At 74.6% G+C, this 13,181-nt stretch carries 11 protein-coding genes and 1 tRNA gene; 5 read left to right on the top strand and 7 right to left on the bottom strand.

Annotated elements, in window-relative coordinates; genetic code table 11:
• Positions 1 to 344: 344 nt before the first annotated feature.
• The 3 genes from AC067J_RS23270 to AC067J_RS23260 all read left to right on the top strand — a co-directional run bounded on the left by AC067J_RS23270 (position 345) and on the right by AC067J_RS23260 (position 3,390).
• Positions 345 to 1,196 carry a hypothetical protein gene (locus AC067J_RS23270; protein ID WP_478302086.1) on the top strand — a complete coding sequence of 284 codons (852 nt, stop codon included), beginning with the start codon at positions 345 to 347 and terminating at the stop codon, positions 1,194 to 1,196.
• Positions 1,197 to 1,394: 198 nt separating this feature from the next.
• Positions 1,395 to 2,930 (top strand): PASTA domain-containing protein, encoded by a 1,536-nt coding sequence (locus AC067J_RS23265; protein WP_478302084.1) that lies wholly within the window; start codon positions 1,395 to 1,397, stop codon positions 2,928 to 2,930.
• Between the two features lie 280 nt (positions 2,931 to 3,210).
• Positions 3,211 to 3,390 carry a hypothetical protein gene (locus AC067J_RS23260; protein WP_478302082.1) on the top strand — a complete coding sequence of 60 codons (180 nt, stop codon included), beginning with the start codon at positions 3,211 to 3,213 and terminating at the stop codon, positions 3,388 to 3,390.
• A gap of 178 nt (positions 3,391 to 3,568) precedes the next feature.
• Here the strand turns inward: AC067J_RS23260 and pgm are convergent, their stop codons facing one another.
• From pgm to AC067J_RS23245, 3 genes are all read right to left on the bottom strand, one after another.
• Positions 3,569 to 5,218 carry a phosphoglucomutase (alpha-D-glucose-1,6-bisphosphate-dependent) gene (gene pgm / locus AC067J_RS23255; protein WP_478302080.1) on the bottom strand — a complete coding sequence of 550 codons (1,650 nt, stop codon included), beginning with the start codon at positions 5,216 to 5,218 and terminating at the stop codon, positions 3,569 to 3,571.
• Between the two features lie 253 nt (positions 5,219 to 5,471).
• Positions 5,472 to 5,771: a YciI family protein gene (locus tag AC067J_RS23250; RefSeq protein WP_478302078.1), complete on the bottom strand. Its 300-nt coding sequence runs from the start codon at positions 5,769 to 5,771 to the stop codon at positions 5,472 to 5,474.
• Positions 5,772 to 5,902: 131 nt separating this feature from the next.
• A tRNA-Tyr gene (locus tag AC067J_RS23245) sits at positions 5,903 to 5,982 on the bottom strand.
• Between the two features lie 374 nt (positions 5,983 to 6,356).
• Between AC067J_RS23245 and AC067J_RS23240 the strand changes: the two genes are divergently transcribed.
• Positions 6,357 to 7,931, top strand: a complete 1,575-nt coding sequence (locus AC067J_RS23240; protein ID WP_478302076.1) for an FAD-binding protein — start codon at positions 6,357 to 6,359, stop codon at positions 7,929 to 7,931.
• An 80-nt stretch (positions 7,932 to 8,011) separates the two neighbouring features.
• Here AC067J_RS23240 and AC067J_RS23235 read toward each other — a convergent pair whose 3' ends face one another.
• Positions 8,012 to 8,431 (bottom strand): GNAT family N-acetyltransferase, encoded by a 420-nt coding sequence (locus tag AC067J_RS23235; protein ID WP_478302074.1) that lies wholly within the window; start codon positions 8,429 to 8,431, stop codon positions 8,012 to 8,014.
• A 65-nt stretch (positions 8,432 to 8,496) separates the two neighbouring features.
• On the bottom strand, positions 8,497 to 10,062 hold the full coding sequence (locus tag AC067J_RS23230) for an MFS transporter (RefSeq protein WP_478302073.1): 1,566 nt from the start codon (positions 10,060 to 10,062) through the stop codon (positions 8,497 to 8,499).
• A gap of 177 nt (positions 10,063 to 10,239) precedes the next feature.
• Between AC067J_RS23230 and AC067J_RS23225 the strand changes: the two genes are divergently transcribed.
• A complete protein-coding gene (locus AC067J_RS23225; RefSeq protein WP_478302071.1) occupies positions 10,240 to 10,575 on the top strand; it encodes an ArsR/SmtB family transcription factor in 336 nt (111 codons plus the stop codon).
• A 118-nt stretch (positions 10,576 to 10,693) separates the two neighbouring features.
• Here the strand turns inward: AC067J_RS23225 and AC067J_RS23220 are convergent, their stop codons facing one another.
• Positions 10,694 to 11,152, bottom strand: a complete 459-nt coding sequence (locus tag AC067J_RS23220; RefSeq protein WP_478302069.1) for a carboxymuconolactone decarboxylase family protein — start codon at positions 11,150 to 11,152, stop codon at positions 10,694 to 10,696.
• A gap of 261 nt (positions 11,153 to 11,413) precedes the next feature.
• Positions 11,414 to 13,171 (bottom strand): DUF8189 domain-containing protein, encoded by a 1,758-nt coding sequence (locus tag AC067J_RS23215; protein WP_478302067.1) that lies wholly within the window; start codon positions 13,169 to 13,171, stop codon positions 11,414 to 11,416.
• Positions 13,172 to 13,181: the final 10 nt, after the last annotated feature.

Raw genomic sequence — 13,181 nt, 5'->3', positions numbered from 1 at the left:
ATCGGACGGACCGGTTGCGCCAGTCGGGTGAACCGGACATAACGCCACACTATAGGCCATTCGGTGATCCTTCTCATCTCGTCACCGAGCACATCAGAACCCCGCATACCAACACGGAAGCGGCTCCCGGGAATCCGGCCTTCCCGGCTCGCCCCCGCAGCCCGGGACCCCTGCGGGGGCGCCGCAATCCCCCGCACGGCCCTCGGACACTCCCGACCCGGCCGACGCCGCGTCAGCTCCGACGACCCGACGGCGCGGCGGCCCGACGGGAGACGGCCCGACGGGAGACGGCCCGGCGGCGCGGCGGGCCCGTCCGCCACGGCGTCGACCCGTACGGTCTGCGCATGTCCTTCGGTCTGCTGTCGGCGCTGCTCGCCGCCCTGCTCACCGGTTCGGCCACCGTCCTCCAAGCGGTCGGCGCACGCCGCGCCGCGTCCGGCCACCGGCCCGGCGGGGCCGCCGCGCTGGCCGGCGCGTTCCGCGAGTGGCCGTTCCTGATCGGGGTCGGGATGGACATGCTCGGCTTCGGCGCCGAACTCATCGCCCTCGAAAGGCTCCCGCTCTACGAGGTCGAGGCCGTCCTCGCCTCCGCACTCGCCGTCACCGCCGTCGGCGCGGCCCGCGTCCTGCGGGTGCGGTTGCGGCGGAGCGAGTGGGCCGGGGTGGCGGCGGTCTGCGTCGGGCTCTGCGTCCTCGCCCTCACCGCCGGGCGCGACGGGCCCGGCCGGGGCAATCCGGCACTGCGGCTGGGCGTCCTGCTCGTCTCGGTCCTGCTGATCGGCGTGGGCTGGGCGGTGGTCCGGCTCTCCGGGAGCCGTAGCGCCCCGCTGCTGGGGCTGGTCGCCGGGCTCCAGTTCGGCGTCATCGGTGTCGCGGTGCGGGTGCTGCCGGACCCCCGGCTCCCGGACCTCCTCACCGAGCCCTCCGCCTACGCCATCGCCCTCGCCGGGCTGGGCGGCTTCACCGCGCTGACCTGGGCCATGCAGAGCGGTTCGGTGACGTCGGCGACGGCCGCCATGGTGCTCGGCGAGACCCTCGGCCCAGCCGTCATCGGCGTGCTGCTGCTCGGTGACCACACCCGCCACGACGCGGCGCCGCTCGCCGTCGCGGGGTTCCTGGCGGCCGTGGCCGGTGCGCTGACGCTGGCCCGGTTCGGGGACGCAGAGCAGCCGGCGCCGCCCGCACCCGCGCGATGACCACCGACCGCCAAACCCGCTTTGGTGAACAGTTCTTGACGCTCCGTCCGAGACGGGTGGGGCGGAGGCGGCCCTCGCGGCCTGGAAGGTGACGGGTGCGCGCTCGACCGGTCACAGCCCGGTCGCGGTCCGGGCGGCGCCGGTTCCCCCGCGCGACGGCCGGGTAACCCCGGGAGCGGGCCGGACCGAGGGGGGACCATGGCGCTCCACTGCCACCTGTGCGGCACCCGAACGGACGGCGCCGAACGGCTCGGCGTCTACTGCCCGGGCGAGTACTGCGGCACCGATCTGCGGGCGGGCCGGGACGCCGGAGTCCGTGCCTGGTGCGAACCGCCCCGCCGGTACGGGACGGCGGGCGGCACCGCCACGACGGACCTGCTCATCCTCAACGCCGGCGCACACGCCACCGGCTACCGCATCGAACCGGTGGAGCCCGTCGAGGGGCGGCTCGACTTCGACCGGCAGGCCGCCGAGGCTCCGCTGCCGTCGGGCGGCACGCGGCGGATCGAGCTGCGGTACACCGTGCCGCACGACCCGCTCGGCGTCGGTCTCGGCGTCGGTCTCGACGTCGCCTCCCGGTTCGGTGTGCCCGGGGCCGGCCTGGCCGGCCAGGTGCACGGGATGCACAGCTCCCGGTTCGGGGTCGCGCTGCGGGTGGCCGCGACCTCCGCGCACCAGGGAGCCGCCTGTGCGGCGTTCGCGGTGGACGTGCCGGGGCGGATCGACGTCGACTGGGACGACGACGGCTCGGGGTCGGGGTCGGGCTCGCGGTCGGGCTCGGGGGGCAGCTCGGGGTCGGGGCCCGGCGGCGGGAGCGGCGGCGGGTCCGGCGGTGGCCCGGGTCGGAACGGCGGCGGCCGCAGCGGAGGAGGGCGCGGCACCGGCGGGCGGTCGGCACCCGGGAGCGGTCGGCACCCCGGCGGCCGACCGCAGCCGCCCGGGGAGCGGCCACCGGGCCGGCGGACCGGCGGCTGCGGGCCGTCGGCGATCGCCGTGCTGCTGGCCGTGATCGCGGTGCTCGTGGCGATGGTGGTCCTCGGCCTCGGCCGGGGCAGCGGTGCGAACGGTCCGTCCGGCCCGGGCGCCGGCCCGAACCCAGCCCCGAGCACCGGCCCGGGCGCCGGTCCGTCCTCCCCCGAACCGAGTCCGACGCCGATCGCCTCCCCGACCGGCAAGCCATCCCGAGGCGGCTCGACGGGTGGCGGCACCAACGGAAGCAACGGGGGCAACGGAGGCAACGGGGGCAACGGCGGCGGCAAGGGCAAGCCCTCACCGTCACCCTCCCCGTCCCGCTCCCCGTCCCCCTCGCCGACGGTCACGCCGCGTCCGGTCGTACCCCCGCTGGCCGGGCTGACCCAGTCCGCGGCCGAGGCCGAGCTCAAGGCCCTCGGCCTGCGCTCCGCCGCCCGGACCGTCACTCCCGGCGGCGCCCCCGCCCTGGAGGTCATCGGCAGCGAGCCCGACGCCGGCACCGAAGTCGCACCGGGTGCGACGGTCACCCTCCGCGTCTCCGACGGCAGGGCACGCATCCCCGACGTCGCCGGCAGGACCCGGGCCGCCGCCGAACAGGCCCTCCGGGACGCCCACTTCTCCAAGGTGACCGTCTACAGCGAGGAGTCCCGGACCGTTCCCGAAGGGCAGGCGCTCCGCACCGATCCGCCGAAGGACACGGTCGTCGCCCTCGACTCCCCCGTCACCCTCTGGTTCGCCGTCAAGCCGCGCCCGCCCCGCTGACCGCCGCACGACGCCCACCACGGCGAGGTGCCCGGCCCCGGCAGTCCACGACCCGACTGCCGGGGCCGCCGCCGAGCACGACCGATGGCACCCCGACCGTCCCCGGGGAGAAAACGGATTGTGGACGCACCGATCCCCGGCCTACGGTTCTTCGCACGGGTTCCCTGTGACAGTCCCCGCGCAAGGGCGTTGAGCTCCGCTCCGCCGACGCGCCTTCCCGTCCGTGCTTCCGCTCCTCCCGTACCGCCGCCCGCCCGGCGGGGCCACGGGACGCCCTCGCGTGCACGGATGCGTCCGCCCGCCCGTTCCGATCGGCCCGGCCGGCCACGACCGCCGGCTGCGCAGCCGCTTCTCCGGCACGCAGCTGGAGCTCGACGGCGGGCGGGTCGCCGGGATCCGGGCGACCGTGCCGCAGGCAGGGGGCGGCGCGCTCCTCCACCGGGCCGGTGACCCGGGGTGACGACCGTCCCGCAGACACCGCGGGCCCGGTCGGAGGGGGTTCGCCCCCTCCGACCGGGCCGTGCGTACCGGATCACTCATCCCGGACCGTTGCCGACCCGGACTGCCCGAACGGTCGGCCCGAGCGGGCGGCCGGGCACGCACGGCGGGAGGGATCAGGCCGTCAGACCGTCGGGCCGTCAGGCCGTCGGGCCGGCGAGCACCTCGTTGACCAGGGTGCGCGCCTCCTCCTGGACCCGGGCCAGGTGGTCGGGTCCGTGGAAGGACTCGGCGTAGATCTTGTAGACGTCCTCGGTCCCGGACGGCCGGGCGGCGAACCAGGCGTTCTCGGTGCACACCTTGATGCCGCCGATGGCCGCGCCGTTGCCCGGGGCCTCGGTGAGCACGGCGGTGACCGGCTCGCCGGCCAGGTCGCCGGCCCGGACCTGCTCGGCCGACAGGCGGGAGAGCAGCGCCTTCTGCTCGCGGTCCGCCGGGGCGTCGACGCGGGCGTAGGCGGGGGCGCCGAACCGGTCGGTCAGGTCGCGGTAGTACTCGCTGGGCGTGCGGCCGGTCACCGCGGTGATCTCGGCGGCCAGCAGGGCGAGCAGGATGCCGTCCTTGTCCGTGGTCCAGACCCCGCCGTCGCGGCGCAGGAACGACGCGCCGGCCGACTCCTCGCCACCGAAGGCGATCGAGCCCTCCAGCAGGCCGTCGACGAACCACTTGAAGCCGACCGGCACCTCGACCAGCTCCCGCTTGAGGTCGGCAGCGACCCGGTCGAGCATCGACGAGGAGACCAGCGTCTTGCCGACCGCCGCGTCGACCGGCCAGTCGGCGCGGTGCCGGTAGAGGTAGTCGACGGCGACCGCGAGGTAGTGGTTGGGGTTCATCAGGCCGCCGTCGGGGGTGACGATGCCGTGCCGGTCGGCGTCCGCGTCGTTGCCGGTGGCGATGGCGTACTCGTCGCGGCGGGCGATCAGCGAGGCCATCGCGGCGGGCGAGGAGCAGTCCATCCGGATCTTGCCGTCCCAGTCCAGCGTCATGAAGCGCCAGGTCGGGTCGGTGACCGGGTTGACCACGGTCAGGTCGAGGCGGTGCGTCTCGGCGATCCGCGCCCAGTAGGCGACGGACGCGCCGCCGAGCGGGTCGGCGCCGATCCGCAGGCCGGCCGCGCGGACGGCGTCCAGGTCCAGGACGGAGACCAGGTCCTCGGTGTAGGCGGTGACGTAGTCGTGCCGGCCGGTGGTCGGCGCGGCGAGGGCGCGCGCGTACGGGACGCGCTTGACGCCCCGCAGGCCCTCGCGGATCAGGGCGTTGGCGCGGTCCTGGATCCACCCGGTCGTCTCGGACCCGGCCGGGCCGCCGCTCGGCGGGTTGTACTTGAAGCCGCCGTCGCGCGGCGGGTTGTGCGAGGGGGTGACCACGATGCCGTCGGCCAGCGCCTGCGGGGACCGCCGGTTGTGGGTCAGGATCGCGTGCGAGACCGCGGGGGTCGGGGTGTAGCCGTCGGCGCTGTCCAGCAGGACGGTCACGCCGTTGGCGGCCAGCACCTCGACGGCGGTGGCCTTGGCCGGCTCGGACAGGGCGTGGGTGTCGGCGCCGAGGAACAGCGGGCCGGTGATGCCCTGGGCGGCCCGGTACTCGCAGATCGCCTGGGTGGTGGCGGCGATGTGGTCCTCGTTGAAGGCGGCGTCCAGCGAGGAGCCGCGGTGTCCCGAGGTGCCGAACGCCACCCGCTGGCCCGGGTCCTCCGGGTCCGGGTGCAGCGTGTAGTACGCCGTCACCAGTCGCGCCACGTCCACCAGGTCGCCCGGCTGCGCCGGCTGCCCGGCCCGTACGTGTGCCATCGTCTTCTCCCACCAGATTTCTCGCCGTGCGCCGGCCCTGCGGCCCGGCGCTTCCTTGCCCCGTGCTCACCGATCGTAGCCAGTGGACGACCGCCGGCCGTACCCGGGCGGGGCCGCCCCGGCGGGGCGGGACGGGTGGCGGCGAGGGGACGGGCGGCGGCGGGCGGCCCGGACGCGGCCCGGGACACGGCCCGGAGCCGGGGACCGGGCCGTGTCCCGGGCCTGCGGGGAACTGCAGCTCCGCAGGGGTGTGTCAGGCGGGGAGCTGCTGACGGTGCGCGTCGAGGGCGGGGGCGACGGTGGTCGCAAGGAACTCCGTCACCGTGTACTCGACGAGGCTCTCCACCACGAAGGGGTCGGTCCGGGTGACCGCCTCGATCGCGGCCCGGTCGTCACCGGTGGCGATGATGATGCCGCCGTCACGGGGGACCTTGCGGCCGGAGGCCAGGAAGGTGCCGTCGGCGTAGTGCCGGCCCAGCCATTCCACGTGGGCGGGGAGCGCGGCGTCGATGCGGTCGAGGGGCGCGGTGTAGGTGAGCTCCAGAACGAACATGCGCCCAAGGCTAGCCGGGTGGTCGTGCACGGCCTCCGGCAGCGGTCAAGCCGCGGCGGGACGGCCGATGCGCCAGGCCGGATGTGCCGGGCGGGATGCCCCGGGTCTGGTGACCCGGGGCATCCCGAGGGTGGGCGAGGATGGATTCGAACCATCACAGCCGAAGCGGGGGCTTTACAGGCCCTTGGGCTCTCCCAGGCCCAGCTCGCCCTCGGTTCCTTCCGTCGCGCTCGTCGCTCGCGTCTGCTCTCTTCGCTCGCGTCGTTTGCGATGTCTCTACCTTCCCCCAGCCCCGCAGGGCTCGACAACCGGTTTTCCGGCCACCGCCGTTCCGCCTCCGACGCCGTGTCAGCGGGCGTTCCGGCCGGTCAGCGGCACGGCGGCCGGGGAACGTGCGTGTCCGGATCACCGCGGTTGGCGCCGAATGTGGTGTAGACCACTCCGAAGTCGGGGCCAGGGCGGCGGCGCCGGGGTGGGCGACCGGGGCCGGAGTGCCGCCATCCGTTCACGACGGGGGGATTGCGTGTGTACGTGCCGACTGCGATACAACACTGACAATATGACGATTGATCGGAGAAATCTGAAATGAGCAAGTCAGCCCTGCCCCGCCGCGGTCTGCTCGTCGGCGCGGCGGCCACGGTGATCGGCTGGAACACCGTCGGCCGCTCCTGGGCCGTCACCACCGGGGACTCCGCCCCGGTCGGCGCGGCCGCCGGCGCCGGCGACGCAGCCGGTACCGCCGCCGGCGCCGGTGCGAGCGGTGCGACCGGCGGGGCCCCCGACGCCGCCCTGGCCGCACTGCCGCGCCTGGACGGGACGATGGTGGCCGACGCCGGCACGCTGGCCCGGTTCGGCGGGGACTTCGGGCACCTGGTGACCGCCGCACCGCGCGCCGTCCTGCGCCCGGGATCGGTGCGCGACGTCGCCGAGGTGGTCGCCTTCGCCGACCGGCACCGGATCCCGGTGGCGATGAACGGGCAGAGCGGCACCGGCGGAGCGGCGGAGCTGGAGTCGCACTCCAGCTACGGGCAGGCCTCCGCCCGCGGCGGCGTCGCGATCGACGCCCGGGGCCTGGACCGGATCATCCGGATCACGCCCGGCCGGGCCGTGGTGGAGGCCGGCGTCACCTGGGCCCAGCTGACCGAGGCGGCCCTCGCGCTGGGCTGGACGCCGCCCTGCCTGACGGACTACCTGCACCTCTCCGTGGGCGGCACGCTGAGCGTCGGCGGGATCGGCGGCGGCGTGCAGCGCTTCGGGCTCCAGGTGGACACGGTCGAGTCGGTCGACGTGGTCACCGGCACCGGCCGGCTGGTCACCGCCTCCCGCACCTCCGAGCGCGAGCTGTTCGAGGCGGTCCTGGCCGGCGGCGGCCAGGCGGGGATCATCGTCCGCGCCACCCTTCGCCTGGTGCGGGCACGCGAGCGGGCCCTCGTCTTCAACCTCTTCTACGACGACCTGGACGCCTACCTCGCGGACCAGGAGCGGCTGATGGCCGAGCGGCGCTTCGACCTCCAGGTCGGCGAGGTGGTGCGGAACGCGGCCGGGACGGGCTGGCGCTACAAGGCGGAGCTGGTCGCCCACTACGACGGCGCGGCCGTGCCGGACCGGGCGGCGCTGCTGCGCGGCCTGCGCTGCGTCGCGGCCGAGACGACGGTGGTCGACCAGACGGCGCGCGAGTACGCGTTCCGGGTGGACGGCTTCGCCGGGTACCTGAAGGCCTCCGGCCTCTGGGCTCAGCCCAAGCCCTGGCTGAGCCTCTTCCTGCCCGCCTCGACCACCGGGACCTTCATGCGCGAGGCCGCCGCGCTGCTCACCCCGGAGGACCTGGGCGCCGGCCTGCTGCTCTTCTACCCGTACCGGACGGACGTGCTCACCCGCCCGATGGCCGTGATGCCGGAGGAGCCGGTCGGCTTCCATTTCGACCTGCTCTCCTTCCCGGCCCCGGGCGCCGACCACGCCGCCGCCCTGCGGCGCAACCGCCGCCTGTACGACCGGGCGGTGCAGCTGGGCGGCACGCGCTACCTGATCGGCGCGATCCCGGACATGACCCGGTCCGACTGGCGGCGCCACTACGGCACCCGCTGGGGGCGCGCGGTGGCCGCCAAGCGCCGCTTCGACCCGGCGGGCATCCTCACCCCGGGCCAGGGGATCCACATCTGACGAGCCGCGCACCCCGCTTCCGGCCCGCCCCGCTCTGCGGCGGGCCGGGACGGGCCGGGAACGGGCCGGGGACGCCGTGATCACACCAGGCGGTGCATGCCCACCGATTTCGGGGCCGTCTCCACGAAGCCGTACTTGGCGTAGAGGCGGTGGGCGTCGCCGTCGGCGATGAGCGAGACGTAGGCGCCCTTGGGCGCGCGGCCCTCCAGCTCGGCGGTGAGCCGGGCCGTGATCCGCGCGCCCAGGCCCCGGCCCCGGTGGGCGGGGAGCACGCAGACGTCGGCGATCTGGAACACCACGCCGCCGTCGCCGATGATCCGGCCCATGCCGACGGGCTCGCCGTCGAGGTGGACGGTCACGCCGAACCAGGAGTTCGGCAGGCCGGCGGCCACCGCCTCGGCGGGTCGGTCGCTCATGCCGGAGGCGGTGCGCAGGTGCCGGAAGGTCGCGACGTCCGGCACGCCCGGGCGCACCTCGTAATGGTCACTGTCGGGGTTCATAGATTACATGGTATCCGAGGTCGCCACCGCCCGGCCGGGGCGGTGGCGGTCCCCGGCAGCCACGGTCAACGGACCACCGGCGCCGGGTCGGCGACGTCGGCCGGGTCGGCACGGTCAGCGCGGTCGGCCGGGTCGGCACGGTCAGCGCGGTCGGCCGGGTCGGCACGGTCAGCGCGGTCGGCCGGACCCGCCGGAGCGGAGCCGGCGGCCCGCGCGGGGCGCAGGGTGAGGGCGAGCAGCGGTCCGAGGAGCATGCCCGCCGCCGTGAGCAGCACGACCAGGAACCCGCCGTCCGCCGTGGCCCGGGCCAGCCGCGCACCGCTCAGCCCGTCGGCACCCGCGTCGGCGACGACGGTGAACAGCGCGAGGCCGATCGCGTTGCCGAGGTTGAGCGTGGTGGAGGCCGCGCCGTTGGCGATGCCCTGCTCGTGGGCGGCGGTGCCGGTCGCCGCGGCGATCCACATCGCCGTCCAGACCGCCCCCTGCCCAACCCCCGAGACGGCCAGGCCGGGCAGCAGCGCGAGGTAGCCCGCGTCCGCGTCGAACCCGAGGGCCAGCGCGGCGGTGCCGACGGCGCCGACGGCGAAGCCGCCGAGCAGGGTGGGGCGCAGCCCGGTCCGGGTGGTGAGCCGCTCCCCCAGCTGGGTGCCGGCGGCGATCGCCAGGGAGGGGACGAGGAAGGCGAGCCCGGTCTCCAGGGCGCTGTAGCCGTGGACGCTCTGCAGCAGGACGGTCAGGAAGTAGGGCAGGACGCCGAAGGTGGCCATGTAGAGGAAGGTGATGGCGGCGCCGGCGCTCAGGCTGCGGTTGCGGAAGAGCCGGAACGGCATCAGCGGATCGGCGCTGCGGGTCTCGATGAGGGCGAAGGCGGCCAGCAGTACGAGGGAGGCGGCGAGGGCGCCGATGATCCAGGGGTCGGCCCAGCCCAGTTCGGGGCCCTCGACGAGGGCGAAGACCAGCAGGGTGGCTCCGGCCGTCACGGTCAGTGCTCCGGGCAGGTCGAAGCGGCGGCGGACGGTGCGGGCCGGGTCGCGCGGGATGACGACCAGGGCGGCGACGGCGAGGGCTCCGGCGAGCGGCACGTTGACGAAGAAGACGGCGGGCCAGCCGAAGCCCTCGGTCAGCACGCCGCCGAGGAGGGCACCCAGGGTCAGCCCGGTCGCGCCGGCCCCGCCCCAGACGGCGAGCGCCCGGTTGCGCCGCGGGCCCTCCTCGAACAGCGTGTTGATCAGCGAGAGGATCGACGGGAGCAGCAGCGCTCCGCCGATGCCCTGCACGATCCGGGCGCCGACGATCACCTCCGGCGACCGGGCCAGGCCGCCGGCCAGTGAGGACAGCGCGTAGAGGACGAGGGCGCCGACGAGGACGCGGCGGCGGCCGAGCAGGTCGCAGGCGCGGCCGCCGAGCAAGAGGAAGCCGCCGGCGAACACCACGTAGGCGCTGACCACGAGTTGCTGGGTCTGGCCGGGGAAGCCGAGGTCGGAGCCGATCTCGGGCAGGGCGACGAAGACGATGTTGAGGTCCAGGGCGAAGACGGTCTGTCCCAGGGCCAGGAGGGCCAGGGTCCATCCCAGGTGCCGGGCGGCCGCGGCCGTCGGCGGGTGGGCATGGTCGGCGGGTGTCACGGACATGCGGATGCGCTCCTCGGAGAGTCCCGACTGACGGTACGTATATTTACGTACGATCGAACGGTTAGGCAAGCCCGCGGCCCTCTCGCAAGGTCCGCAGATGCACCGTCAATCCCGCTGTCGACCAAGTGACTTGGGATCGACGACACCACTGTTCGACAGTCGCGCTACGGTGGGACGATGAGCTACCGCCACCCCGAGCGCGACCAGATCCGGATCGACCACGTCCTCACCGCCCTCGGCAACCCCGTCCGCCTCTCCGCCGTCCGGGTGCTGGACGCCGGCGGGGAGCACAACTGCGGCAGCGTGCTCACCGCCATCGGGGTCACCGCCAAGTCGACGATGACCCACCACTGGCGGGTCCTGCGGGACAGCGGCGTCATCCACCAGGAACCGTCCGGCCGGGAGAACCTGCTGCGCCTGCGCCGCGAGGACCTCGACTCCCGCTACCCGGGGCTGCTGGACGCCGTCCTCACCGGGGCCAGGGACGACGAGCGGCACGCGGGAACCGCCTGACGGTGTTCCGGGCCGCCGCCCCGCAGCGCCCCCGGAACACCGGCCGGCCCGGGGCCGGACGGCGCGAAGGCCGCCCGGCACCGGGCCGGTGGGAGGGGACCGCCCTTCGGCGCGCCGCCTACCAGGTGCCCCCGGCGGGCTGGCGGACCGTGGCGTTGAGGCGGTTGAAGAGGTTGGTCGTGCCGATCCACAGGACCAGCGCGGCCAGCTGCTTCTCGTCGAAGTGCGCCGCCGCCGCGTTCCACACGTCGTCCGGCACCACGCCCCGGTCGGCGAGCCGGGTGACGTGCTCGGACAGTTCCAGCGCGGCCCGCTCGGCCTCCGTGAAGTACGGCGCCTCGCGCCACGCCGCCACCGCGTGCAGCCGCTCGTCGGTCTCGCCGTTCTTCTTCGCGCTCGCGACACCACCGACCACGCAGTAGCTGCAGCCGTTGATCTGGCTGGCGCGCAGGTGCACCAGCTCCATGACGCTGCCCGGGAGTCCGCCCTTCTGCGCCGCCTTGACGACGCCGAGGATCGCCGGCATCGCCTCGGGGATGACGACCGCCGGGTTGGCCATACGTGCTTCGGTGCTCATGGGGTGCCCACTTCCGTTCGGGTTCCTGTCCGGTCACTTCTCCGGTGACCTCTTCGGTCACTTCACTGACGGAACCCGGCCGGAGAGTGTGACAGCCCGGGGAGAGTTCTTTCGGCCCTGCCGACGGCGCGCGCGGCGGTACGGGCGGACCCGCACCGGCGGACGTTCCGGTGCGGGTCCGTACGGTTCGATGCGTTCCGGTGCGGGTCCGTACGGTTCGATGCGTTCCGGCGCGGTGCGGCGCGGTGCGGTGCGGTGCGGTCAGTCGACCGCGCGCACCTTGACGACCGTGGACCAGCCCGACCAGCCGGCGCCGTTGGTGTCGGAGGCGTGTCCGATCAGCCAGATGGTGCTCCGGCCGAAGACCTCCGCCGTCCTGGTGTCCGGGTTGTAGACCGTCGACGGGCTGCCACCGAACTTCCAGGCACCGGTCGACGTCCAGGCACTCCAGCCGGCCGCGTGCGTCCACGTCGCCCGGTACATCGACCCGTCCGTACCCGTCGCGAAGACTTCCAGCGCGTTGGTCACCGGGTTGTGGAGGACCGCAGGGATGCCCGTGAACTGCGCCCCGAGACCGAGCGTGTACCAGCCCGACCACCCCTCGCCGTTGGTGTTGTACAGGTGCGCCATCGTGCCGTCCGTCCCCAGGGCGAAGACCTCCGCCGTCCTGGTGTCCGGGTTGTACACGGCCGTCGGACTACCACCGAACTTCCACGCACCCGTCGACGTCCACACGCCCCAACCGGCCGCGTGCGTCCACGACGTCCGGTACATCGACCCGTCCGTACCCGTCGCGAAGACTTCCAGCGCCTTGGTCACCGGGTTGTGGAGGACCGCAGGAGTGCCCGTGAACTGCGCCCCGAGACCGAGCGTGTACCAGCCCGACCACCCCTCGCCGTTGGTGTTGTACAGGTGCGCCATCGTGCCGTCCGTCCCCAGGGCGAAGACCTCCGCCGTCCTGGTGTCCGGGTTGTACACAGCCGTCGGACTACCACCGAACTTCCACGCACCCGTCGACGCCCACGCACCCCAACCCCCCGCGTGCGTCCACGACGTCCGGTACATCGACCCGTCCGTACCCGTCGCGAAGAGTTCGAGCGCCTTGGTGACGGGGTTGTGGACGACGGCGGGGGTACCGGTAAACCGGGCCCCGGCGCCGATCGTGTGCCAGCCCGACCACCCCTCGCCGTCGGTGTTGTAGGCGTGGATCATCGCCCCGTCGGCACCGAGGGTGAAGATCTCCGCCGTCCTGGTGTCCGGGTTGTAGACGGTGTTCCGGCCCCCGACCCGGCCGGCCGTCTGGGCGGCCCACGCGGCGGCGGTCTGCTGGATCCAGCTCCCGACGTCGTCGACCCTGGTATCGAAGGCGCCGGTGCGGGCGGTCTCGGTGGAGCCGAAGCAACCGTTCTGCCAGGAGCGGCTGTTGACGGCGACGAGTTCGTAGCGGTCGCCGACCTGCCGCAGAGCGGGGCCGCCGGTGTCGCCCTTGCAGACGGCGGCGTCCGCGGGGGCCTTGGCGGCGATGTCGATGCCGGTCGGTGCGACGGCGCCGACGGTGAAGACGGCGCTGTGGAGCCTGTCGGGCACCCATTCGGTCCTGGTCCGGCCGAAGCCCGCCACCCGCAGCTCCTCGCCGACGACGGGGGCGGCCGTGGCCACGGCCGCCGGGGTGACGCCGACGACCGGGTCGGCCAGGCGCGCCATGACCAGGTCGCGGTCGGTGCGGGGCACCAGTTCGACGACCTCCCGGACCTGGCCCGCCGTGGTGGTCAGGTCGGTGCGGCCCACGGTGGCGGTGGTCCTGAGGGCCGGTGCGCCGGCGGGTACGGTCGTCGGCAGCGCGGGGTCGGCGGCGAAGCAACCGGCGGCGGTGACGACCCAGTAGGGGTCGACGAGGACACCGCTGCAGGCGCGCTTGCCGTCGCCGATGTCCAGTTTGGCGGTGAACGCGTAGGAGCCGTTCGGCACGGCGTCACCGCTGACGGCACCGGCCGGTGTGCCGGAGGACGCGGCCGACATGCCCGCCGCG

The sequence above is a fragment of the Kitasatospora sp. NPDC042419 genome (assembly GCF_056437345.1).
This window is presented reverse-complemented; position numbering and strand designations above follow the sequence as displayed.

What these genes read in the sequence shown, in the direction of transcription:
- AC067J_RS23270 (WP_478302086.1), top strand. Translation starts at nt 345, where the DNA reads ATGTCCTTCGGTCTGCTGTCGGCGCTGCTCGCCGCCCTGCTCACCGGT.
- AC067J_RS23265 (WP_478302084.1), top strand. Translation starts at nt 1,395, where the DNA reads ATGGCGCTCCACTGCCACCTGTGCGGCACCCGAACGGACGGCGCCGAA.
- pgm (WP_478302080.1), bottom strand. Translation starts at nt 5,218, where the DNA reads ATGGCACACGTACGGGCCGGGCAGCCGGCGCAGCCGGGCGACCTGGTG.
- AC067J_RS23250 (WP_478302078.1), bottom strand. Translation starts at nt 5,771, where the DNA reads ATGTTCGTTCTGGAGCTCACCTACACCGCGCCCCTCGACCGCATCGAC.
- AC067J_RS23240 (WP_478302076.1), top strand. Translation starts at nt 6,357, where the DNA reads ATGAGCAAGTCAGCCCTGCCCCGCCGCGGTCTGCTCGTCGGCGCGGCG.
- AC067J_RS23235 (WP_478302074.1), bottom strand. Translation starts at nt 8,431, where the DNA reads ATGAACCCCGACAGTGACCATTACGAGGTGCGCCCGGGCGTGCCGGAC.
- AC067J_RS23230 (WP_478302073.1), bottom strand. Translation starts at nt 10,062, where the DNA reads ATGTCCGTGACACCCGCCGACCATGCCCACCCGCCGACGGCCGCGGCC.
- AC067J_RS23225 (WP_478302071.1), top strand. Translation starts at nt 10,240, where the DNA reads ATGAGCTACCGCCACCCCGAGCGCGACCAGATCCGGATCGACCACGTC.
- AC067J_RS23220 (WP_478302069.1), bottom strand. Translation starts at nt 11,152, where the DNA reads ATGAGCACCGAAGCACGTATGGCCAACCCGGCGGTCGTCATCCCCGAG.
- AC067J_RS23215 (WP_478302067.1), bottom strand. Translation starts at nt 13,171, where the DNA reads ATGTCGGCCGCGTCCTCCGGCACACCGGCCGGTGCCGTCAGCGGTGAC.